General features: G+C 63.3%; 22 protein-coding genes and 1 pseudogene. 8 read left to right on the top strand and 15 right to left on the bottom strand.

Annotated elements, in window-relative coordinates; all coding sequences use genetic code 11:
* Nucleotides 1-38 precede the first annotated feature (38 nt).
* Complete coding sequence (locus tag LIG30_RS22865) at nt 39-593, bottom strand: NADPH-dependent FMN reductase (RefSeq protein ID WP_038715764.1); 555 nt, start codon at nt 591-593, stop codon at nt 39-41.
* 365 nt (nt 594-958) lie between these two features.
* Here LIG30_RS22865 and LIG30_RS22860 point away from each other — a divergent pair, with 365 nt between their 5' ends.
* Entirely contained in the window at nt 959-1,555 is a 597-nt protein-coding gene (locus LIG30_RS22860) for an RNA polymerase factor sigma-70 (RefSeq protein ID WP_038715763.1), read from the top strand.
* Nucleotides 1,536-1,742 carry a zf-HC2 domain-containing protein gene (locus tag LIG30_RS22855; protein WP_038715762.1) on the top strand — a complete coding sequence of 69 codons (207 nt, stop codon included), beginning with the start codon at nt 1,536-1,538 and terminating at the stop codon, nt 1,740-1,742. Before LIG30_RS22860 ends, LIG30_RS22855 begins: the two co-directional genes overlap by 20 nt.
* Nucleotides 1,743-2,114: 372 nt before the next feature.
* On the opposite strand, the gene arsC is transcribed toward LIG30_RS22855, so the two are convergent.
* Nucleotides 2,115-2,471 carry an arsenate reductase (glutaredoxin) gene (gene arsC, locus LIG30_RS22850; RefSeq protein WP_038715760.1) on the bottom strand — a complete coding sequence of 119 codons (357 nt, stop codon included), beginning with the start codon at nt 2,469-2,471 and terminating at the stop codon, nt 2,115-2,117.
* A gap of 621 nt (nt 2,472-3,092) precedes the next feature.
* Here arsC and parA point away from each other — a divergent pair.
* Together parA and LIG30_RS22840 are read left to right on the top strand one after the other, a co-directional pair.
* Nucleotides 3,093-3,755, top strand: a complete 663-nt coding sequence (gene parA / locus LIG30_RS22845) for a ParA family partition ATPase (RefSeq protein ID WP_038715759.1) — start codon at nt 3,093-3,095, stop codon at nt 3,753-3,755.
* 23 nt (nt 3,756-3,778) lie between these two features.
* Nucleotides 3,779-4,840 carry a ParB/RepB/Spo0J family partition protein gene (locus LIG30_RS22840; RefSeq protein WP_038715756.1) on the top strand — a complete coding sequence of 354 codons (1,062 nt, stop codon included), beginning with the start codon at nt 3,779-3,781 and terminating at the stop codon, nt 4,838-4,840.
* 56 nt (nt 4,841-4,896) lie between these two features.
* Here LIG30_RS22840 and LIG30_RS22835 read toward each other — a convergent pair whose 3' ends face one another.
* A complete protein-coding gene (locus LIG30_RS22835) occupies nt 4,897-6,264 on the bottom strand; it encodes a replication initiation protein (RefSeq protein ID WP_038715755.1) in 1,368 nt (455 codons plus the stop codon).
* Nucleotides 6,265-8,088: 1,824 nt separating this feature from the next.
* On the opposite strand from LIG30_RS22835, the gene LIG30_RS22830 reads away from it, so the two are divergent.
* Nucleotides 8,089-9,270 carry a DNA-binding protein gene (locus tag LIG30_RS22830; RefSeq protein WP_038715754.1) on the top strand — a complete coding sequence of 394 codons (1,182 nt, stop codon included), beginning with the start codon at nt 8,089-8,091 and terminating at the stop codon, nt 9,268-9,270.
* Nucleotides 9,271-9,410: 140 nt separating this feature from the next.
* Here LIG30_RS22830 and LIG30_RS22825 read toward each other — a convergent pair whose 3' ends face one another.
* From LIG30_RS22825 to LIG30_RS22815, 3 genes are all read right to left on the bottom strand, one after another.
* Nucleotides 9,411-10,424: a tyrosine-type recombinase/integrase gene (locus tag LIG30_RS22825; RefSeq protein ID WP_038715751.1), complete on the bottom strand. Its 1,014-nt coding sequence runs from the start codon at nt 10,422-10,424 to the stop codon at nt 9,411-9,413.
* Between the two features lie 81 nt (nt 10,425-10,505).
* Nucleotides 10,506-10,883: a DUF2471 family protein gene (locus LIG30_RS22820; protein WP_038715749.1), complete on the bottom strand. Its 378-nt coding sequence runs from the start codon at nt 10,881-10,883 to the stop codon at nt 10,506-10,508.
* A gap of 80 nt (nt 10,884-10,963) precedes the next feature.
* Nucleotides 10,964-11,578, bottom strand: a complete 615-nt coding sequence (locus LIG30_RS22815) for a helix-turn-helix domain-containing protein (protein WP_038715748.1) — start codon at nt 11,576-11,578, stop codon at nt 10,964-10,966.
* Between the two features lie 159 nt (nt 11,579-11,737).
* Here LIG30_RS22815 and LIG30_RS22810 point away from each other — a divergent pair, with 159 nt between their 5' ends.
* Complete coding sequence (locus LIG30_RS22810) at nt 11,738-12,937, top strand: glycine C-acetyltransferase (protein WP_038715746.1); 1,200 nt, start codon at nt 11,738-11,740, stop codon at nt 12,935-12,937.
* Nucleotides 12,938-12,949: 12 nt separating this feature from the next.
* The gene (gene tdh, locus LIG30_RS22805; RefSeq protein WP_038715744.1) at nt 12,950-13,978 is read left to right on the top strand and encodes an L-threonine 3-dehydrogenase; all 1,029 of its coding nucleotides are present in this window, start codon (nt 12,950-12,952) and stop codon (nt 13,976-13,978) included.
* An 86-nt stretch (nt 13,979-14,064) separates the two neighbouring features.
* On the opposite strand, the gene kdpA is transcribed toward tdh, so the two are convergent.
* The 4 genes from kdpA to LIG30_RS22785 all read right to left on the bottom strand — a co-directional run bounded on the left by kdpA (nt 14,065) and on the right by LIG30_RS22785 (nt 18,713).
* A complete protein-coding gene (gene kdpA, locus LIG30_RS22800) occupies nt 14,065-15,828 on the bottom strand; it encodes a potassium-transporting ATPase subunit KdpA (RefSeq protein WP_038715742.1) in 1,764 nt (587 codons plus the stop codon).
* A gap of 133 nt (nt 15,829-15,961) precedes the next feature.
* Nucleotides 15,962-16,375, bottom strand: coding sequence for a hypothetical protein (locus tag LIG30_RS22795; protein WP_038715741.1), 414 nt, complete (start codon nt 16,373-16,375; stop codon nt 15,962-15,964).
* A complete protein-coding gene (locus tag LIG30_RS22790; RefSeq protein ID WP_038715738.1) occupies nt 16,372-17,010 on the bottom strand; it encodes a GNAT family N-acetyltransferase in 639 nt (212 codons plus the stop codon). Before LIG30_RS22790 ends, LIG30_RS22795 begins: the two co-directional genes overlap by 4 nt.
* Before the next feature lie 617 nt (nt 17,011-17,627).
* The gene (locus LIG30_RS22785) at nt 17,628-18,713 is read right to left on the bottom strand and encodes a tartrate dehydrogenase (RefSeq protein WP_038715737.1); all 1,086 of its coding nucleotides are present in this window, start codon (nt 18,711-18,713) and stop codon (nt 17,628-17,630) included.
* 124 nt (nt 18,714-18,837) lie between these two features.
* Here LIG30_RS22785 and LIG30_RS22780 point away from each other — a divergent pair, with 124 nt between their 5' ends.
* The gene (locus tag LIG30_RS22780) at nt 18,838-19,764 is read left to right on the top strand and encodes a LysR substrate-binding domain-containing protein (protein ID WP_038715735.1); all 927 of its coding nucleotides are present in this window, start codon (nt 18,838-18,840) and stop codon (nt 19,762-19,764) included.
* A 255-nt stretch (nt 19,765-20,019) separates the two neighbouring features.
* Here LIG30_RS22780 and LIG30_RS22775 read toward each other — a convergent pair whose 3' ends face one another.
* The 5 genes and pseudogenes from LIG30_RS22775 to LIG30_RS22755 form a co-directional block, all read right to left on the bottom strand.
* Nucleotides 20,020-20,310 carry a hypothetical protein gene (locus LIG30_RS22775; protein ID WP_152986200.1) on the bottom strand — a complete coding sequence of 97 codons (291 nt, stop codon included), beginning with the start codon at nt 20,308-20,310 and terminating at the stop codon, nt 20,020-20,022.
* Between the two features lie 6 nt (nt 20,311-20,316).
* On the bottom strand, nt 20,317-20,502 hold the full coding sequence (locus tag LIG30_RS22770; protein WP_152986199.1) for a hypothetical protein: 186 nt from the start codon (nt 20,500-20,502) through the stop codon (nt 20,317-20,319).
* Between the two features lie 433 nt (nt 20,503-20,935).
* Nucleotides 20,936-21,400, bottom strand: a complete 465-nt coding sequence (locus LIG30_RS22765) for a hypothetical protein (RefSeq protein WP_038715732.1) — start codon at nt 21,398-21,400, stop codon at nt 20,936-20,938.
* A 60-nt stretch (nt 21,401-21,460) separates the two neighbouring features.
* A complete protein-coding gene (locus tag LIG30_RS22760; RefSeq protein WP_038715731.1) occupies nt 21,461-22,675 on the bottom strand; it encodes a patatin-like phospholipase family protein in 1,215 nt (404 codons plus the stop codon).
* Nucleotides 22,672-22,843, bottom strand: a pseudogene (locus LIG30_RS22755) (3-hydroxybutyrate dehydrogenase); the annotation flags it as partial. The gene LIG30_RS22760 and the pseudogene LIG30_RS22755, both read right to left, overlap by 4 nt.

Below are 22,843 nucleotides of genomic sequence, written 5' to 3'. Positions count from 1 at the left end.
CAGCTGTCTGAGTCACGGCGCTCGGCCGGCGCCGTGACTCAGACAGCTGCTTGCTGGCGCACCCACGCGGCGTAACGATCGACGAAGCGCTGCAGGAACGCACGCGTGTCATCGCTGACGATCTGGCCTTGCGCGTCGATGCGCGACGGATCGTTCTTGATGAACATCTCCGGTTGCGCGAGCATCGTGACATCGAGATATGCCAGCACGTTGCGCAGATGCTGCTGCGCAAGCGCCGTGCCGGTGGCACCCGGCGACGTGCCGAGCACCGCGCCAGGCTTGCGCGCCCACGAATTGGCGCCCCACGGACGCGAGCCCCAGTCGAGCGCGTTCTTCAGCACACCCGGAATCGAGCGGTTGTATTCGGGCGTGACGAACAGCAGCCCGTCGGCCGCTTCGATCGTTTGCTTGAAACGCCTCGCGACTTCGGGGAAATCCGCATCGTAATCCTGGCTGTACAACGGCAGCGCGCCGATCTCGACGAACTCGAAGGCCAGATCGGCGGGCGCGAGCGAGACGACTGCGTGCGCGAGGGCCCGGTTCAGCGATTCGCGCCGCAGGCTGCCGACGATGACCGCAATGCGATGTGCCATAAAGCTCTCCTTCCGTTGGGTGACGAATCAAAGCGATTGGCTCGGGATCCGCGGCAAAGGTCTGTTTATAGGCAACCCAGCTCGCGAGCCGCCCCACGGGGCCTCCCGACCGACTTTCCACAAGGTTTTCCACAGAAACTGTGGATAAGTTTCCCGATAGACCGAACTGTTACAAGTTGGCTGCCGCCGCGACCGCACTGTGCGGTTCGCGGTTCTCGCACGCATGTCGGCAAGCATAGCGCAGGCGGTCACGGCCATTCGGAAAATCCGCAGCGTCACGCGTTGCGATGGCGCCTGTTGGCCAGTAAGCTGCAGTCACCTTGTCACGCGCGACCTCGGCAAGAGGCCGCCCGACAGTCATGCCCATGCAGCCTGCCCACGACGATCCGGCTTACCTCGCGCAATTGCGGCGCGATCTGCTGCGTTTCGCGCGCCTGCAGCTGCGCGATGCCGACGCGGCCGAGGACGCCGTGCAGGAAGCACTGACTGCCGCGTGGACGCATGCCGGCGATTTCGCCGGGCTGTCCGCACACAAGACCTGGGTGTTCGGCATCTTGCGCAACAAGCTGATCGACACCCTGCGTGTGCGGCGACGCACGGTGAGCCTGTCGGCGCTCGACGCCGAACTCGACGGCGAATCCGTGCTCGACCGCGAACTCTTCAAGGAAAACGGACACTGGAGCGCGCATGCGAAACCGCAACCGTGGCCGCAACCCGACACGCTTCTGCAACAGCAGCAATTCTGGACGATGTTCGAGATGTGCCTGAATTACTTGCCGGAACAGATTGGACGCGTATTCATGATGCGGGAGTTCCTCGATTTCGACATCGCGGACATTTGCACGGAATTGACGCTGACGACGAATCATTGCAGCGTGCTGCTGTATCGCGCGCGCACACGGTTGCGCACATGTCTGAGTGAAAAGGGGCTGACGACAGAAGATGCCACTGGGGAACTGTAAGGACGTGACGCGCCTGCTATCGGACGCGCTCGACCGCGCGCTGACGGTCAACGAACGGCTTCGGGTGCGCGTGCATCTGCCGGCTTGCAGCGGCTGTCGGCAATATCGCAAGCAGATCGCGCTGTTGCGCGAAGCGGCGAGAGTGGCGGCGGGGCATGGCCCGGACGGGGCGGAAGAGGCCGACTGACCGAGAGGGAAGGGGCCGTTTCGCGTTTCCGGGCAGAGGAGGCCGTGTCGGAGGGGGAGGGGGCGTTTCGTGCTTCAGGGCGATGGAGGCGGCGTCGGAAGGGGAGGGAAAGAGGCGCCGGTGCTGGGTGCTGCCGTCATCAGTTGCAGCAGGTGCCATGTTTTCGCCGGAGCGCACGACGTTGCGTACGCCCCCGACCGGCCGAGTGGATTCGAACTGGATGCGACTTTCTGTTCCCGAAATTCCGCCTGCCGACGCGCGCGCATCGGCAGGGTGATGTGGCTGCGCGCCGCCTCGGTTGCCCGGATATGGTCGGCCATGCCGCGGAAGGCAGCCGGGCAAGAGAAAATCGGAAAATACGCCGAATAATATTTATTCGAACAATTCGCGCACAGCCTCGGGCGGGCGGCCGATTGCAGCCTTGTCGTTGAAAACGACGATCGGTCGCTGCAGAAGAATCGGATGCGCGGCAATCGCTTCGTAGGCCTCGGCATCCGTCAGGTCTGCGCGAGCCATATTGAGCGTCTTGTACGGCTCCTCGTTATCGCGGAGCATGTCGTGCACCGGACGCCCAAGTTGACGGTGGAGCGTTTGCAGCTGCTCGACGGTCGGCGCTGCCTTCAGATACTCGACGACATTGATGGGCGCGCCGCTCGTGTTGAGGGTCTCGATGAGCGCCAATGTCTCGCGCGATTTCGAGCAACGGGGATTGTGGTAGATCGTAATCATTGTTCGGCCTTGGGCTATGAAGTCCCGTATTGTAGCGAGTCCGCATCGAGGACTTGGCTAGCGGGCTGACATCCCCCCGACCGATAGGGACGACGCACTCGCAGGCGCAGGCGCAGGCACTGCGGTCGAGCGGAAAGGGAGAGGGTGCATCGCAGCGATCAAATGGTAAGCCGCCTGCTTTATGCGCATAAACCGAACGCCACACTAACGTCCCGCCAGACAGAAGCCAGCGGGTACGTCGGTCGCGCATCCACGCCAACCGCCTGACGCGCGTGCGTGGAGCCCACTAACCCGCAATCTCTCTTGGCCATACATCGGTCGGTTTATGCGCATAAACCCATGCAGCGCACCATCTCTTTCGATCACTCGTCACCACGACGACATGCTTCACGAGCATCTTCGCCAAGTCTACGTCCCCCGCAGCCGATCCGGGGCTGCCGTGGAAAGCGGCCAATTTTATCCAGCCGCGCACACGCCGCGACAGCGGAACACCGAATCGACGACAGTTTATGCGCATAAAGCGCTCGGCCAAACGGCCAACTCGTAGTTAGAGAACAACAAGTTCATTGAAATATAAATGTCGTCCTGTAGAATTCCAACGACCAAAAACAGGAGTGAAAATTGGCAGCGGAAATCATCGCAGTCACTCAACAGAAGGGCGGTGTCGGCAAAAGCACGATCGCCATGCACCTCGGCGCTGCTTTTCATGAAAAAGGGAAGCGCGTGCTCGTCGTCGATGCCGACGGCCAGAACACACTGGTTCACTGGTCGAGCGCGTCGGGCGACAGCGACACCGGCATTCCCTTCCCGGTGATCAATCTCGCAGAAGCAGGCGGCCAGATCCACCGTGAGATCAAGAAGTTCATCAACGACTACGACATCATCGTCGTCGATTGCCCACCGTCGATCACCGAGAAGATATCCGGCGTCGTTTTGCTGGCTGCGTCGATCGCGGTCATCCCGACATCGTCATCTCCGGCCGACTACTGGTCGAGCGTCGGTCTGGTCAAGCTGATCCAGCAAGCGCAGGTCATGAACGAAGATCTGCGTGCGGTGTTCCTGCTCAACAAGACCGAAGAGAAGCGCATGCTGACCCGCGAACTGAAGCGGGCGCTCGAGGAGCTCGGCTTCCCGCTGCTGAAAACGCAAATTCCGACCCGGGAAGCGTACAAGCAGGCAATGGCGCTCGGTCAAACCGTGCTGCAGATGAGCGATCGCGGCGCGAAGCTCGCCGCCACGGAAATTCGCGCATGCGCCGACGAGATCGTCGCCATGCTGCCCTGACTTTATGCGCATAAAGGACTCGCATGAAACCCTCTCAATTCGCTAAAGGATTCCAGGCGCGGCCGGATACGACGACGAGTGAAAAACGCACGGCCCTCGATCGTCTCAATGCAATCGACGGCCTCGTCAAAGCAGAAACGCCCGCCCCTGTCGTTGCGAAAGCCGTCATCAACAAGGAAACGGTGCCCCCGGTGGAAGACATCGTCATCGATGTGGCCGCCGACGAATCGACGCAATATCGGGTGTGGCGGCTCGAAAACCGCTATGCGCCCGGTCAGGTGATCGAGCTTTCGCTCAAGGCGATCAAGCCGAGCCCGTTCAATCCGCGGCATTTCTATCTGAAGTCGTCGATTGCCGAGCTTGCGGTCAACCTCGCGAAGCAGGGCCAGCAGCAGGCGATCCACGTCATTCCCGACTACGACAATCCGGGTTCGTATTTCGTCAGTGACGGCGGCCGTCGTGTCCGCGCACTGAAAGAGGCGAACAAGGAAACGGTCAAGGCAATCGTCATCGATCTGCCGATCGGTATCCAGAGCTACAAGCTCGGCTATGACCTGAACGTCCAGCGCGATTCGCAAACGGTGTTCGACAACGCCGTCGTGTGGAAACGCTTCCTGGATGAAAAGCACTTTCAAAGCCAGAAAGAGCTGGCCGAGCATCTGGGCCTGGACGAATCGACAGTCGCCGTCGCGCTGTCAATCGGCAAGCTGCCGGAAGCCATCATGCAGGAAATGGTCGCGCGCCCCGATCGCTTCGGCTCGAACATGGCGTATCAGGTCGGCCGCTATCACAGCGCCCGCGGCACAGATGCGACGCTGCGTCTGATCACCAAGATCGTTTCGGACGACCTGAGCACGCGTCAGGTCTCCGACATCGTGAAGGGCAGGGCGGCCGCTCAGGAAAGTCCGAAGCCGGCTGGCCGGCAGCGCTATGCGCAACGGCTCGAAATCAAGCTCGGCGGGACGTCGGTCGGGGATTTGAAGTCGTATGGAGACGATCGCATCGAGCTGCGCCTGCGCGGTCTCCCGAAAGAAAAGCGCGACGCGATCCTCGAGCAACTCGAGCGAATGCTGTTGTCCGACTGATGAAAGGCGGCGAACCCCTCGGCAATGCCGGGGGCGCCGCCGACAGGAACGGCGGCTTATGCCGCCCGTGACTGACTCAACGTGAAGGCGAGCAAATCGCCGTCCGTCGGCTCTCCCCAGGTCTTCTGGGCCAACCAGTCAAAGAAGGCCGTCTCGGCCAGCTTGGATTCGAGACCGCGCTTGCGCCAATCGTCGCGCATATGCGCGCCCAACGCAGGCAGCGCCTCGGATTCGAACGACTCGCGTGCGACCTCGCGCTCTGCCTCGCCTTGCTCGTCGTACAGCGCCTTCGCTTCCTTGCGCCGATGCGCCGCATATTCGCTCAGCAGCCGCGCCTTCAGATCATCCGGCTGCGTCGCAGCAGCAGCGCCCTTCGCGGGCGTGCCGGCCGGCAACGCTTCGACGGTCTCCACCGGAGGCGCGTACCCCTTCTTCAGCGCGTCCTTGAACAGCGCCGCGGCGCTGCGCACCGGCGGCAGCGTCGTGCTCCGCATGCGCTGCTCCGTCATCTGCAGCGCGGCACGAATGCGATTTTCCTCGCTGTCCGCATACAGCGTCTGCGCTTCCTTCAGCGGGATGCCGAGCTTCACCATCCGGTCGACCAGCGTGCTGTCGAACACGTTCGGATGCTCGTCGAGCGCGAGCATCGGCTGCTTGCGCTCAGTGACGCGGAACTGGATCTCCGCGACGCGGCGGCCTTCGCGATGCTCGATCAGCTCGACGAAGATGTTGGTCACCGCATTGACTTCCGCGATCGCGGGGCGCAGATAGTCGCGCTTGAAATACTTGTACTCGCGTTTCGCCTCGTCGCCCGCTTCGGTATCCGGCGTGCCGGACAGGATCGGACGCCACCACTCCCACGGCTCGCGCATCGTCAGGTGGCTCGGGTTGGTCAGGTAGCGCACGCAGATCTCGTATAGCGCCAGGCCCGCGCTGCTGCGCAGCTGGCTCTGGAACTGCAGGCTCAGGCGCGCGTACTGCACCGGATCGAGCAGCTTTTTCTTGATCTTCGGTGCGAACGAGAATTCGACCCACACGCGCCGCGTGGCCGGATCTTCGAGAATTTCCGCGTCGGCGATCAGCGTCGAGATCCCCCACTTGCGGCCGGGCTTCTGGCTCGAGGTGCCCGTGCTCCATTCGACCTGCACCGACACCATGCGGCGCAGGTGTTCCTTCACGAGCGCGGTGTCGTTCGAGTCGAATGCGGAGTTCGCGACGATATCCGACAACAGTGCGCGATAGGTATCGCCCGAGTCGTCGGCCTGCTGCGCCACAGCCAGCAGGACATTGAACAGCTTGCGGGTGAGAAGGGTGATCTTGCCGCTTTTCGGCTGAATTGCGATTGCCTCGACGGCCTTACGCAACTCGGCTGAACTAGCACTCACCACATCCACATCGGTTTTCTTGGCGCGCTTCGTGGCCATGCGTCGGGTCGGAAGAAAAGTTTCCGGAAGGATAGCGCTTGTGGTGATGCGCGTCCAGAACGACATGCTCACCGTATCCGGTGATGCGAGTTTACGAAGCTGCACTCACCCCACCATTATCCCGTAAAAGCTCACCGGTCCGGAATTGCAGGGCATCGAACTCACCTTTACGTGCCGGGGCAGACACGGAATGCACAGGTACTCACCTGTGCAAAACCGGTGCGCATCAGCTCCCGTATCGGCTCACCTGTCGCGTTGTCGTAAATTTGCTACGTGAGCCGCGCGATGCGCGTCATGCAGCCGCTTGGGCCGCCGTTGCGCGCTCCGACACACGCCGTGGCCCGCTGTATGCATGTACAGGCCCGTGCCGGAGGGTTTCGCGACACGCAGCTGCAACATCCCGGACTGCACCGAATGACGCGTGCACCTGTGCACGACATCGTATTGTCTTGCGGTGGGCGGCCCCGCAAGCCGGCCGCCCGGGATCGCGAGCGACGAAGTATAAGGCCCAATGACGATCAGGTCCCGAAAATCCTCACCTTTAACGGCCCCACACAGACAAACGCGCCGCCAACGGAGGCCCGACGCACGTGGGATCAGCTGTTCGAGCATCCTGTAAACACTCACCTTACGAGAAAAACGACGTCCGGAAAGCGCGTCGACCAGGGCTCCCGAAAAATCTCACCGTTACCGTCAGAATTTCAAAAATCCCAATGTCCTCCGATACTTAGGTGCGAATCCAGAAGTGATTCCTCCCGCCATTCGCCCCCCGCATATCCTCACCATTCACAGAGCCCTCAGTCGTCGCACAGCCTTCCCGGTGCTCCCGAAAAACTTCACCTTTGCCAAAAAATCGGTGAGCGAAACCGCTTCACCCTGTAGCACTGGCGGGCTTTTCACGCGAAGTGGACGCCCACTTTTCCCGAAAAACCTCACCTTTGACTAATTTCCGGGCAATCCAGTCTCCCGAAAACGCTCACCTTTTGACGATCGATGCACAGCTGCGCAACCTCCCGAAAAAGCTCACCACTGGCCGATCAGGCCAGGGAAATGCCCGTTTTCCCCCCGTAAACACTCACCTCTAGGGCTCTGGAGGCCGTTCTGTGGTGCAAAAGTGCATTTGTTTCCCGGAAATCCTCACATCAAAAGGCCTCGGAGTCCCGTGAAATCTCACCTTTCGACAAATCTGCGTAAAAGAAAGGCAGAATCTGTGGAAATCGAGCGTCCCGAAAAGCCTCACCTTTGCCTGCACAGGCACAGAAGCTGCGGATCAGGCACTGTGCGGGTGAGCCCACTGTGCGGCCCCGAAAACCCTCACCTTTCGAAAATCCTGCGGTTCGCCGGGCTCCTGAATCCGCTCACGACCTTTCCTGCAACGGCTCACGCAGATCCCCGAACCCCATCACTTCGGCTCCCGAAGAGGGTCACCATGGGTCCTGTAAAGTTTCACCTTGTCGGTCGGAAACCCTTGCTGCATAAGGCTGTGCCGTGGCGTTAACGTTTTTAACTAAGGGTTCAAAGGTGTTTACTTCTAATACTCTCAACACGACCCCCGACGAGTTTTCCACAGACCCACTTCAAACCCGCTCGCCATGTGAAACAACACAGGTTTTTTCATGCAGACATAAAAAACCAATGGATACAGAGCGTTAGCGAATTTTCTTCGCTTTGTTTCACGGAATTTGCAGACCGGATGGACATCAGCAAGGCTTTGGACCCGAGACGACACGCTTCGACGCAGAAACACAACGATGTTCAAAAACAGGTATCAAACAATACGTAATTCGTTATGATTGCAACGTTACAACGCCTGCGAGCACCGATATGACCCTGGACGAGATGCGACAAGCCATTCGAGACGAGCTGGATGCGTTGCGCGCGTCTGGTGCGCGACGGCAGGACCTGTCGCTTCACGCCTGCAAGCGCCTGTTCTTCGACTTGGGGATACGCCCGTCCGCCGCGAACGTCCGCGACCTGACGCAGACGGGCAGCGCCAGCGACATTCCGAAGGACATCGATCACTTTTGGGAACGCATCCGAGCGGCATCGAAGGTCAAGCTCGAAGGAGCAGCCATTCCGAAATCCGTCGAGGAAAAAGCCGCCGGCCTGCTCAGTGCGCTTTATGAAGAAGCATTGAAGGCCGCGCGCGACAGCCTGAGCGTCGATCGCGACCAGGTTCATGCCGATGTTGCCCACGCCACACAGCAATTGCGGGACGCGACGATTCGTCAGGAAACGCTCGAGTCTGCGCTGACGCGCAGCGAGGCCCGCAACACACAGCTTCAGGCGCGCGTCACCGAGCTTGAAGTGCAGATTGCCGCGCAGACCACCCACGGTTCGGCAAACGAAGCGACGTTGCTCACCACGGTCACACGCCTCGAGAAAGAGCTGGCCGCCGCGAACGATCGCGTGCAGAGCGAGCAGACCCAAAATGCGGCACTGCGTGACCGGATCGACGCGCTGCATGGCGAACTGCAGCAGCGAACCGAGCACTATGCGCAGCAGATCAAGGATGCGGTGGCGGACGCGGAACGCCGCGTCAAGCCGATGCTGGTCGAGCTCGACTCGTTGCGCAGCATGGCGTCGACGTATCAGACAGGGATGCGCGACGTACAGCGCAAGGAATTCGATTTCCTGCAGCAACTGAGTGCCGCCAAGGCCCGGGGAGACCGTCTCGAAGATCAATTGCGCGGCCAGAGCGAGGAACTGGACGCGGCGACCCGCGAAGTGAATGCGTTGCGAGCGAATCGCGCAATGAACCCGGAAATCGCGGCGTTGCTCCGCCGCCTCGCCAACACCGGCGCGCTCGATGCCGAAGCGTTTTCCGTGATCGGCACGGCCCTGGACGCCGACGTCCCGGTGCCGGGCCAATGCCCGCATTGCGATGGCGAACCGGAGCTGTCGCACGGTGCCGACGGATTCGAAGTGCTGTGCCCGGAATGCGAACACGCGTCCGGACCGTGGCCGTCACGCTTCGAAGCGGTGTCGCGTTTCGCGCGCAGCTGATCGCGGACCGTGCCGTTCGTCGTCTTCAGGTGAGACGATTCGGGATGGTGAGGGTGAGGTTTTTCGGGAGTATCGGGAAAGCGGAACCGCGCCACACAAGGCCCGGCCGTAAATGGCCGGCGCGGCTTCCGTATGTGCTGTCAGTGAGATTCGGCGGGTGTATCCGGCTCACCCTCGTTGAGGGTTTCGCGCCACTCCTTCCACGCGCGATGCAGGCGATTGGACGAGATCGCCTGCATGAAACCAAGCCATTGGCCGACGCGCTCCAGTGGGACGTCGTTTTCGAACAATTCCGCGGCGTACGTGTTGCGCAGCGTCTGCGGGCTGGCGCGGGCCGTGCGGGAGGCTGCGATGTCGGCTGCTTCGACGATCGCATCGACCGCACGCAGCATGGTCGCCTTGTGCATCGGACGACCAGCGGGTGACGCCGGAAAGACAAGATCGCCAGGAATGTCCTGATGTTTGCGCTCGGCAAGCCACGCGCCGAGCAGCGCGATCGCGAACGATGAGAGTCGCGTTTCGCGGACGAAATCCGGGTGGGTAGACGGGACAATCAGCGAGGTTCCGTCCTGGCTGATGCAACTAATCGTCAGTGCGCGTGCCTCGCCGGTTTTGATGCCGCCGCCGAGAAACGCGGCAACGAGCGCGCGGTCGCGGCGCTCCTTCCACTGCGCGGCGCCAGAGACGTCGATCGGCGAAAAAAGATAGGCGAGCAACCGCGCGCGTTCCGATGGCGAAAGAAAGCCCGTCGGCTCGTTGTCGCGCGCCTTTCTCCATACTGCTTCGCCATCCTGAGCGATGAAGCGGGCAGGGTTGGTCGAAGCAAATTCGCTGCGCCGGATGTGGTCGAGCACGCGCTCGATCAGCCGCAAATAACGGATTCGTTGGGTTTTCTTGATCGGCAACTCGCCGACGAAGTGCGCGATCGACGCGGTATCGACGGTGGAGAGGTTCTTCTGATGTTCCCGCAGCCAGTTCAGGAATGCACCCCATTGCGCTCGATACACATCAGCGGACGAACGGCGGAATGCCTGGGTGGCAAGCCATGCATCGAATGCAGCTTCGGGGGCGGCAATCCAGTCCGACACGCTTCGATCGAAGAGATCTTGCGCGTCAGGTTGCTTTTGGGGGGGGGGCGGGGCGGGAGGAGACATGTTATTTATTCCGTTAGTTGCGTATATGATAGACCGTTACGCAACGGCATGTCGGACGGATGTTCGTTTTGTCACGCCGGCTTAGCCGCCCCAGGCTCTTGCAGGACGGCCTGATCGCGCACGTTGGCGCGTGTAGTCGACGTGTTCGGCGGCTGCCTCGTAAGCCGCCACGGCGAACGAAAACGCGGCAGGCAATGCATTCGATTTTCCGAAATCGATCGGATCGTCGGTTTCCGGAAACGCCATGTCGGACGGACGTTCGAACAACTGCCGCATGCCGGCGTCATGCCGGCTGGCGAAGCCGAGGTCCGCCAGCGCCTCTGCCTCGATCGCATGCAGCAGGCGCCACGTCAGCGGCACCTGCTGGCCGATGTATCGCGCGGTAATGTGACGAACAATCTGCTCCAAATCGTGCGCCGCAGCCTTGAAGCTGAGCGCGGCCAAATCCTGTTCGGTCATCGCGGGCTCCTGTGAATGCGCATACTGTACAAACATACAGTACTTCATGCAACTGGCCATCTGGACGAATGGACGGCCCGTCAGCGATGGATCACGATCAACAACGCCTTCGCTTCCGCCTTGCCGGGGTTGCGGATCGCGTGCGGCGCGTCCGCCGGATAGCGCGCGGTGTCGCCGGCTTTCAGGCGGCGGGTGGCTGCGGCGGCCTCGATTTCCATCGCGCCCTGCAGCACGGTGACGTGTTCGCGCGTACCGGGCTCGTGCGCGTTCGAACGTAGCGCGCCGCCGCCCGGCAAGGTCAGCTCGTACCACTCGAACTTGCCGGCGAGGTCGAGCGGGCCCCATACGCGCAATTGATACTGGCCGTCGTGCCCGGATAGCGTCGGGATGTCGTGCGGCCCGTCGACGCGGATCGTCTGCGCAGCCTTCGGCTGGGCAAACAGTTCGTCCAGCGTGATGCCGAGTGCGTTCGTCAGGCGCCAGGCGACGGCGATCGTCGGATTCGCCTTGTCGCGTTCGATGTCGGACAGCATTGACTTCGACACGCCTGCGGCGCGCGACAGGTCGTCGAGCGTCAGCTTGCGTTCGCTGCGCAGGCGCTGAATCTGTTCGCCGACGCGCGGCGGTGTCGTGGCGGCGGCCGCAGGCGGGGAAGCCGCCGTCGCGCCGCGCCGCGATCCGGAGGAGCTTGCCATTTGAATTCCGTTCGCTTAGAGTTGTTCGGTATTTCGGATTTTAGTTCGGAATATCGGAAAAAAGCGGTCAACCGAACGACCGACTATAACAGTAGCAGGCCGCTGCGCCGCCACGAGCGCTGCGCGACGGCACTTGCGATTCCAGTCAGGAGCTTTGCGATGCGTGATGCTTTCCTCGCCCAGGTGCGCGGCACACTCGACCAGATCCGCGCGGATGGTTTCTTCAAGACCGAACGCGAGATCGCGAGCCCGCAAGCGGCGGCCGTGCGGCTGGCCGGCGGCGCCGACGTGCTGAATTTCTGCGCGAACAATTATCTCGGCCTGGCCGACGATCCGCGCCTCATCGCTGCTGCGAAGGCCGGGCTCGATCAGGATGGCTTCGGCATGGCGTCGGTGCGCTTCATCTGCGGGACGCAAACCGTGCACAAGCAGCTCGAGGCCGCGCTGGCGGGGTTCCTCGGCACTGAGGACAGCATTCTCTATTCGAGCTGTTTCGACGCGAACGGCGGATTGTTCGAAACGCTGCTCGACGAGAACGACGCGGTCATCAGCGATGAGCTGAATCATGCGAGCATCATCGATGGCGTCCGGCTGTGCAAGGCGAAGCGCTTTCGCTACCGGAACAACGATCTCGCCGATCTCGAAGCGAGGCTCCAGGAAGCCGATGCGGCCGGTGCGCGCCACAAGCTGATCGCGACCGACGGCGTGTTCTCGATGGACGGCATCGTCGCCGACCTGAAAGGCATCTGCGATCTGGCCGACCGTTACGGCGCGCTCGTGATGGTCGACGATTCGCATGCAGTTGGCTTCATCGGCGAGCATGGCCGTGGCACGCCCGAGCACTGCGGCGTCGAGGGGCGCATCGATATCGTGACCGGCACGCTGGGCAAGGCGCTCGGCGGCGCATCGGGCGGCTATGTCGCCGCGCGCCGGGAAGTCGTCGCGCTGTTGCGGCAGCGTTCCCGCCCGTACCTGTTCTCGAACACGCTTACGCCGAGCATCGCCGCGGCGTCGCTGAAGGTGCTCGAGCTTCTCGGCAGCGACGAGGGCGCGCGGCTGCGCGCGCGCGTACGCGACAACGGCGCGCGGTTCCGCGAGCAGATGACCGAAGCGGGTTTCACGCTCGTGCCGGGCGCGCATCCGATCATCCCCGTGATGCTCGGCGACGCGCAGCTCGCGACGCGGATGGCCGACGCATTGCTCGACGAGGGCGTCTACGTGATCGGCTTCTCGTTCCCGGTCGTGCCGCGCGGGCGCGCGCGCATCCGCACGCAGATGAGCGCCGCGCATACGCCCGAACAGGTCGACCAGGCCGTCGCCGCGTTCGTGCGCGTCGGCAAGTCGCTCGGCGTCGTCTGACGGAGGCCGGCCATGAAAGCACTGGCAAAGCTCGAACGCGGTCCCGGCCTGTCGCTCACGCGCGTGAAGCGCCCCGAGGTCGGGCACAACGACGTGCTGATCAAGATCCGCCGCACGGCGATCTGCGGCACCGACATCCATATCTGGAAGTGGGACGACTGGGCGCAGAAGACGATTCCTGTGCCGATGCATGTCGGTCACGAATACGTTGGCGAGATCGTCGAGATGGGGCAGGAAGTGCGCGGCTTCGCGATCGGCGATCGCGTGTCCGGCGAAGGCCACATCACATGCGGTTTCTGCCGGAATTGCCGGGCGGGCCGCCGGCATCTGTGCCGCAACACGATCGGCGTCGGCGTCAATCGGGAGGGCGCGTTCGCCGAATACCTGGCGATTCCCGCGTTCAACGCGTTCAAGATTCCGCCGGAGATCTCCGACGATCTCGCGTCGATCTTCGACCCGTTCGGCAACGCGACGCATACGGCACTGTCGTTCAATCTCGTCGGCGAGGACGTGCTGATCACCGGCGCCGGCCCGATCGGCATCATGGCGGTCGCGATCGCGAAGCACGTCGGCGCGCGCAACGTCGTGATCACCGACATCAACGATTACCGGCTGGAGCTGGCGCGGAAGATGGGCGCGACGCGCGCGGTCAACGTCGCGCGCGAGTCGTTGCGCGACGTCATGGCGGAGCTGCACATGACCGAAGGGTTCGATGTCGGGCTCGAGATGTCCGGCGTGCCGAGCGCGTTCACCAGCATGCTCGAGGCGATGAACCACGGGGGCAAGGTGGCGCTGCTCGGCATCCCGCCCGCGCAGACGGCGATCGACTGGAACCAGGTGATTTTCAAGGGGCTGGAGATCAAGGGGATCTACGGCCGCGAGATGTTCGAAACCTGGTACAAGATGGTCGCGATGCTGCAAAGCGGTCTCGATCTGTCGCCGATCATCACCCACCGGTTTGCCGTCGACGATTACGAGAAGGGCTTCGCCGCCATGCTGTCGGGCGAAAGCGGGAAGGTGATCCTCGACTGGACGGCCTAAGTACACGGCACACGGCGCCGAAGCCGAAGCCGAAGCCGAAGCGGTGACGGTGACGGTGACGCAACGCGGAGACGCTGCGTCACCCGTCAGCGGCCCGCGATCATCGCGAGGTGCTCCGCTATCGGGCCGAGCGCGAGCGACGGCAGGAAGGTAAGGAGCGCGATGAGCAGCACGGTCGCGGTCAGCAATCCGAAGAACAGCGGCCCGTGGGTCGGCAACGTTCCTGCGCCGGCTTCTCGCCGCTTTTTCGGCGCGAGCGATCCCGCGATCGCGAGCACGGGCACGATGACCGCGAAGCGGCCGAACCACATCGCGGCCGCCAGCGATGCGTTGTAGAACGACGTGTTCGCCGATAACCCCGCGAAAGCGCTGCCGTTGTTGTTCGCGGCTGACGAGAACGCATACAGGATTTCACTGAAGCCGTGCGTGCCGGGGTTCCCCGGACCGGTGGCCCCGGCCGGCACGACGACCGCGATCGCCGTGCCGAGCAGCACGATCAGCGGTGTCGCAAGAAGCGCGATCGCCACCATCTTCATGTCGAACACGTCGATCTTCTTCCCGATGTACTCGGGGGTGCGTCCGACCATCAGCCCGGCGACGAACACCGCGAGCAGCGCGTGCATGAGCATGCTGTAAAGGCCCGAGCCCGGGCCGCCGAACACGACTTCTCCGCTCTGCATCAAGGCCATCGGCACCATGCCGCCGATCGGCGTGAACGAGTCATGCATCGCATTGACCGCGCCGTCGCCGCTGCCCGTCGTCACCGTCGCGTACAACGCCGACGAGACGATGCCGAAACGCGTTTCCTTGCCTTCCATGTTGCCACCCGGCTGGCTGGCCGACTCAAGCGCGTCGATCCCGGGCGCGTTCAGTTGCGCGGTGCCGGCCTGCTCCGCCCCGATCGCCACCGCGGCGGCGGCCGCCAGCATCGCGAGCATCGCCGCGTAGATCACCCAGCCCTGCCGGCGATCCCCGATCATCGCGCCGAACGTATAGCAGAGCGCGGCGGGAATCAGCACGATCGCGATCATCTGCAGGAAGTTCGCCAGCGGTGTCGGGTTTTCATACGGATGCGCGGCGTTCGCGTTGAAGAAGCCGCCGCCGTCCCCGCTCAACAATTTGATCGATTCCTGCGATGCCACCGGCCCCATTGCCAGCGTTTGTGCGCGTTGCGTGACGGCGGGCGCGTTCGCGTTCGGCTTCAGTGTGTACGGTTGCAGGATCGCCACGTCGGGATTCGGGGCGAATGTCTGCACGACGCCTTGACTGATGAACGCCGCCGCGAACAGCACCGAAAGCGGCAACAGGATATAGAGCGTCGCGCGCGTCAGATCGGCCCATACATTGCCGATCGCATTGCTCTCCCGGCGCTGGAAGCCGCGAATCAGCGCGAACACGACGGCGATGCCGGTTGCGGCGGACAGGAAGCTTTGCACGCCGATGCCGAGCATTTGCGTCAGGTTGCTGAGTGTCGTTTCGCCTGCGTATCCTTGCCAACTGGTATTCGTCGCGAAGCTGACCGCGGTGTTGAACGCGAGCCCCGGCTCCACGTTCGGCATGTGCTGCGGATTGAACGGTAGCCAGACCTGCACGCGCTGCAGGGCGTAAAGCGTGGCCGTGCCGAGTGCGTTGAACGCGACGAGCGCAATCGCGTAGCGCTTCCAGTCCATTTCCTCGTTCGGTGCGACGCCGGCGAGCCGGTAAATCACCTTTTCCAGCACCGCGCAGCGTCGCAGCGGCCCCGGCAGGTCGCCCTGCGCGACGCGTGCGAAGTAGTGTCCGAGCGGCTTGGCCACCAAGGTGAGAATAAACAGGAACAGTCCTGCCTGAACCAACGCGTTGATGTACACACGGCCTCCTGGATCGGCGCGGGCCGGTCGGGATTCGATGGACACGATTCATTTCAGCGCGCGCCGCGTCAATTCGGTGGCAAGACCCCGCGATGCGCGCGTAAACAACATATGAAAATGACGGCAGGCGCCGCTATTTCGCGTGCCCGGCGGTCAGCAAGCGCGGATCGAGCTGTACGTGCAGCAGGACCAGCCAGCGCTTCGGGCAGTGTGGCGCGACGCGCACCGGCTCGTCGTCGGCGAGCCGGATCGCGACCAGGCCGTGCTGCGACGCATGCCGGTATGCGCGCAACGCGTCGGACTGCAGCCAGTAGCTGACGAGCGCGCACGAGATGAAGCGAAACGCGAGCAGCGCGGTGGCGTCCGGCGTGAAACCGGCCGAGACGAGCACGCCTTCGAACGCGATCGTCAGCAGGTGCGCAGAGGCGATCGTGACGAGCGCGAGCTTCGCGATACCGCGCAACCGCAGCGCCGCGCGAAGGCGGGCGAGCCGGGCGGGTGCTTCGCGCACGACGGCGGTGTCTTGTTCCGGTGTGTCGTGCTTCATGATGCCGCCGCAATTCGGCGTGTCGGCGAGATCGTCAGGGTGCCGCTCGACCGGGCCGGGAGGCCGGCTGTAGCGACAGGCTTGCACAGAATTGCGCTGTCGTAGCAATGGCCTGCGAAGCGCCTCACGTCGATCGGCTGAAAGCCTTCGTGCATGAAGAAATTCACGAGTTGCACGGCGGCGTGCGGTGCGTCGAGCGCAAGGTGGGTCGCGCCGCGCGCGGCAGCCCACTGCTGCGCAAACGCGAGCAACGACCGGCCGATGCCGCGCGCCTGCCAGACAGGATCGACGGCGAGCGACCCGAGCGTCGCGACCCGGCGGCTGCGGTACGGGTCGCATGGCGAATCGGGATCGTGCGCGTGCATCATGAGGGTCGCGAGCAGATGCCCCTTGCTGAGCGCGACGAAGCATTCACCGGCAAGGGTATGTTCGCGCGTCTGTGCGGCAGACTGGTCGACACACGGACAGTTGAAGCCCAATGCGCCGAGCCGCGCAAACGCGCGATGCAGCAGCGCGTTCAAAGAGTCGTAGGTATCGACGTGCGGATCGAAGCGCCGCAGCACGACGCGGCCATCGAGGCGTTTGGCATACGCTGCGTAAGCGCGTGCGCGGCGTGTGGGTTCGGCTTGCGGCATGACATTCTCCAGCCCGACTGAGTGCCCGCAGTGTAGTGAGCGTCGCGCGTTGCCATCAAGAAAAAATGTCGTAAAGAGCGTGTCGCGCGGCGAAGCCGGAAAGACTGTTCGATCGCGAAGCGGACAGGTTTGGCGATCAGGTCATTTAATTCGCATGTCGAATAGAGAGAAGTGGTCGCCGTTGCGTGGTACGCATGCCAATGGCTGGTCCTGACCAAAGGCACAACCGGGTCGCTCTGATTCGCGATGCACGGTGCGGTTTCCCATCGCGACAGTCTCACTGATGGATGATCGGCGCGATGCGTTAAGAGTGCCTGAGCTTGCGGTGAGCGCGATCGTCATGTCCCGCTGGCGCGAATGGCAGGCTACGGCCTGCAAAGCCGCAATTGGCGCCGAGTTCGAGATCGTTCGCTCGAACCGGGCCCGATGGTGAGGGAATACGGGATCGTTTTCGCCAATGGTGAGCCTTTACAGGAGCATCGCCAATGGCAAAGGAGGTGAGCCGCAGTCGAACGCTGCCTCACCGTACCTGGCAGGCCACACGTGCGTAGACGGAAACATCGCACGCATCGGGCCACGCGGCGTTCTCGCGCGTGGCCCAGCCAAGGTGGTGCGCGTCAGGCGAGCAGACGCGCGGCGATCGCCTCACCGACCGCCTGCGTGCCGGCGTCGCCGCCGAGATCGCGGGTGCGCGGCCCGTCGCGCAGCACGTCTTCGATCGCGGCGGCGATCGCGTCGTGCGCTTCGCGTTCCACGCCCGCGCCGTGGCCGAGGAAGTCGAGCATCATCGCCGCCGACCAGATCATCGCGATGGGGTTCGCGATGTGACGCCCGGCGATGTCGGGCGCGGAGCCGTGCACCGGCTCGAACAGCGACGGGAACGTCCGATCCGGATTGAGGTTCGCCGACGGCGCGATGCCGATCGTGCCGGTGCAGGCCGGGCCGAGATCGGACAGGATGTCGCCGAACAGGTTCGAGGCGACCACGACGTCGAAGCGGTCCGGCTGCAGCACGAAGCGCGCGCACAGGATGTCGATGTGCTGCTTGTCCCAGACGATCTCCGGATAGTGCTCGGCGATTTCGGCCGCACGTGCATCCCACCACGGCATGCTGATCGCGATGCCGTTGCTTTTCGTGGCGACGGTCAGGCGCTTCGCGCGCCGCTGCGCGAGCTCGAATGCGAATTTCATCACGCGCTCGGTGCCGTGCCGCGTGAAGATCGACTGCTGCACGACGACTTCGCGGTCGGTGCCCTCGAACATCGTGCCGCCGACCGCCGAGTATTCGCCTTCGGTGTTTTCGCGCACGATCATGAAGTCGATGTCGCCCGCGCGGCGGCCTGCGAGCGGGCTCGGCACGCCGTCGAACAGCCGGGCGGGCCGCAGGTTCACGTACTGGTCGAATTCGCGGCGGAACTTGAGCAGCGATCCCCACAGCGAAATGTGATCTGGCACCGTCGCGGGCCAGCCGACCGCGCCGAACAGGATCGCGTCCTTGTCGGCGAGCTGCGCCTTCCAGTCGTCCGGCATCATTCGGCCGTGCTCGGCGTAGTAGTCGCAGCTTGCCCATTCGATGTGCGTGAATTCGAAGCGGATCCCGTAGCGGGCCGTCACCGCGTCGAGCGCGCGCAGCCCTTCGGGCATCACTTCGCGGCCGATGCCGTCGCCGGGAATGACGGCGATTTTGTAGATCTTGTCGCTCATGAGCGTACTCCTCCAGGGTTGAATGCGCCGTTGCCGCACAGCCGGACGACGGCGGACGGAGGCATTTTATTTATTTCCGTGCGGATTAAAATCGTCGAAATGGTTAATCGACTTTCCACGAATCGTGAATAAATCGCCAAACCTGGACGACCTGCGCGTGTTCAGCGCCGTCGTGCGCCTGACGAGCTTCAGCGCGGCGGCCGAGCAGCTCGCGGTCTCGCCCGCATACGTGAGCAAGCGCATCGCACTGCTGGAGGCGCAGCTCGGCACGCGGCTGCTGCATCGCTCGACGCGCCGCGTCTCGGTCACGGAGGCCGGCGAACGCGTGCTCGCGCGCGCGGAGAAGATTCTCGACGACGTCGATCATCTGGTCGAGGACGTGTCGACCACCCGCAGCGTGCCGCGTGGCACGCTGCGCATTTCGAGCAGCTTCGGCTTCGGCCGGCACGTCGTCGCGCCCGCGCTGCTCGACTTCACCGCGCGCTATCCGCAACTGAACGTGCGGCTGGATCTGTTCGACCGCCTCGTGGACGTCGCCGGGGAAGGGTTCGATCTCGATATCCGGATCGGCGACGACATCGCGGACCACCTGATCGCACGGCGGCTTGCGGCCAACTACCGCGTGCTGTGCGCGTCGCCCGGCTATCTGGCGCAGCACGGCGCGCCGCGCTCGCTCGCGGATCTCGCGTCGCATGAATGCCTGGCGATCAAGGAGCGCGACCATCCGCTCGGCGTCTGGCGGCTCACCGTGCGCGGCGAAACATCGACGGTGAAGGTCGGCGGCGCGCTGTCGACGAATCACGGCGAGGTCGCCGTGCAATGGGCGCTCGCGGGGCGCGGGATCGTGCTGCGCTCGATCTGGGAGGCCGGCCCGCTGCTCGCGAGCGGCGCGCTGTGCCGCGTGCTGCCGGAGGCGAGCCAGCCGGCGAACGTCTGGGCCGTTTATCCGGAGCGCGTCGCGACGTCGGCGAAAGTGCGCGTGTGCGTGGATTTTCTTGAGGATGCGTTCGCGCGCCTGAGCGACGCGGCATGCGACGGCTCGCAAAGGTGAGCTTTTTCGGGAGCGTGCGTGGGTGCTGACTTCCTGTTCGCGAACCGCGTCTCAAGCGGGTGACTCGTCATTAGCGTCGGCACACACATGAAGTGTGATCGGGCGCGCTGTGACAGCATCGGGCCATCAGTACGATGGCTGTGCATACGCGGAGCTGAACGGTCGCGAAAGTGGTGCTTCGTATCGAGGCTAGGCATGGGCTGCCGGCTACATCTGGCCAAATGCGTTCGGCAGCCCGTTCCTGAATAGCGTCAGTTACCGGGGGGTATTCCAGCCCGTGAATATGCCGTGAATCGCACCGGTTGCCATCCCGGCCATACCATTAAGCCCCCAGGGGACGCCGAGCATAGGCCCCGTTACCGCACCGCCGATCCCGCCGACGACGGAGCCTTGCAGGCCGCCGACTACCGCGCCCCAAAGGTTGCCCGCGCCGGTGATCTGCTGCCATTCCGCATCGGTCAGCACGCGAATATTGCTGGAAGGATGGAGCGGGTCGAATGCGTCACAAACCCGCAATCCATTTTCGTAAGAATATGAATGTGCCACTTTGAGTTATCTCCTGCGTTTATAGAAGTAGAAAAGGAACTCACTGAATGCGACACCTATTGCAGTGGTAATTGCCGTCGATGTCGTTCCTGCCGGCAGAACGTTGAATTTGTCGTCCAGATAATGGAACGCGATACAGTTGAGAATGGCCTGCGCCGTCCTTGCAAAAAGAACCGGGATGCTGCTTTTCAAGAGTGTCTCCAAGAAAATCAGGACCAAGTGGTTGATTTGGATTCGGGAATCGTAATGCCGGGATCGGAGTCCGGACATCGTCGAATCTTTAATTTTGGGAAATCTTTGGCGATCTTTCGGACGACCGGAAAATCGGCGTCTCGTCAGGATCTCTTTGGTGCCACGCGGAACGTTGTGGTGTCGGATCGCAATTCAGATTAGATGCGCCGGCGCATGGAATCGCACGATTCGCATGTGTCCGTTCGAGATGGACGCTTTGCGTCGCAGGATGTGCATTCGTCGCGACAAAGCGAGAACATCGGGGAGTCCATCGGCGCGTGCACAGTGTCGGCGGGCGCGTATGAAGGGGGCTGCGATGCAGCGTGCGGTGGACCCGCCTGCATTGTTTGTCATCGTGAGCGAGGCGTTCCCCTGCTCACTTGGCGGCTACCGCCTACAGCCGATGCTGCTTCGCCAGCGTCAGCACGCGCGCCCAGCGTTGCGCGTCGCGCTTGTCCATCATCGGCAGCGCCCACTCGCCGCGTGCGACGTCGCGCACCTGCACGACGAGATGCCAGCGGCCGCCGATCGTCGCCGTCCGGCAGCCGTCGAGCTGCGACAGCGTATAGCGGCCGTCGGCGCCGTCGTGCGACAGCCACAGCAGCCCTTGCGTCGCCGACACGCGCAACTCGCCCCACGCCCGATGCACGACGTGCGTCCAGCCTTTTTCCTTCGTGTTCGGCGCGACGTCGCGGCGGCGCTTCGCCCACCACGCGACGAGTAAGATCGCGAGCGCGGCGGCCAGCACCGCGGCAGTCACGGCCACCGGTTCGCCGAACCGGGCCGCGATGACATGGAATGTGTGGATCGCGCCCCAGACGAGTGCGGCGAGCGCGAACAAGACAATGAAAATCGGCATGATTGAATCGAAAGGAAAAACGGACCGGCACGGGCACGCGCGCCGGTCCGTCGCGCGACGTTACTTCTTGCGATGGATGTCGTGCGTGACGAAGCCCGAGTCGTTGTTGGGCAACGCGAGGCCATTCTCGACGGCGAGCGTCTTGCGGATGTCGTCGAGCCCCGCGGCCCAATGGTCGTGCATCGTGGACTGGCCGAATTGATAGTCCTTGTAGTGATGCTCGTAGGCCTTCTGCTGATAGATCAGGTGCTGGATGTTATAGCGTTTGTCGCATGACATTGCTTCGGCCTGGATGCACCGGGGATCGGACTTGCGCTGCGCTTCCGGCACCTGGTCGAGCACCTCGCGCAGCAGGTTGCGATACCGCTGTTCGCGCTGCAGCGTGTCGGTGACGAAACGCGTGCGGCTCGAAAACTGGACATCCTTGGTGCGCTCGGTGACGTCGGCCAGCGTGCGCGGCAGCGGCCCGCGCGCGCTCCACAGATCCACCTGGAACGCGAGCGTGTCGCGCCGCGGTCGCGCGCCGAGCACTTCCATCAGCGGCGTGTTCGACACGACGCCGCCGTCCCAGTAAAACTCGCCGTCGATCTCGATCGGCGGAAACGCCGGCGGCAGCGCGCCCGACGCCATGAAATGCTCCGGCTCAAGGCGCATGTTCGCGGTGTCGAAGTAGAAGAAGTTGCCGGTGCCGACATTGACCGCGCCGACCGACACGCGGATCTCGCCCGAATTGATGCGGTCGAAATCGCACAGGTCGAGCAGCGTCGCGCGCAGCGCGGACGTATCGTACCAGCTGACCTTCCCGGGCTGATCGGGCACGCCCGCGAGCGGCGGCGGGAAGCGCGGCACGAAGAAGCCCTGTTGCCCCTGCATCACGGCGCTGGCGGCCTGCGTCGCGGTGAAGAACGTGCGGAGCTGATCGTAGCTGTTGAACAGCGCGAACTCGAACGGGGCGAGCAGTCCGGGGAAGAACGCGGGCTTGCAGATGGTCTCCCAGAATTCCCGCAGCCGCTCGACGCGCCGCTCCGGCGGGTTGCCGGCGATCACCGCGGTATTGAGCGCGCCGATCGAGATGCCCGCGATCCAGTCCAGCGGAATGTTCGCCTCGTGCAGGCCCTCGAACACGCCCGCCTGATACGCGCCGAGCGCGCCGCCGCCTTGCAGGACGAGCGCGATCGTCTCGTAGGGCAACGCCGGCGCGGACGGCGCGCCGGCCTCGTGCTGCAGGTCCGCCGCATCGACGGCCTGCTTCTCGGTGCGGGCGCGCGGCTTCATTGCATGAACCAGCCGTGGCTGACGACGAGCGACTGGCCGGTGAGCGCGGCGCTCGGGAACGCCGACAGGAACAGCACCGTCTGCGCGACGTCCTGCACCGTCGTGAACACCCCGTCGACCGTGTTGCCGAGCATCACCTTCTTCACGACTTCCTCTTCGCTGATCCCG

It is taken from the genome of Burkholderia sp. lig30, assembly GCF_000687455.2.
Classification (GTDB): Bacteria; Pseudomonadota; Gammaproteobacteria; order Burkholderiales; family Burkholderiaceae; genus Burkholderia.
This window is presented reverse-complemented; position numbering and strand designations above follow the sequence as displayed.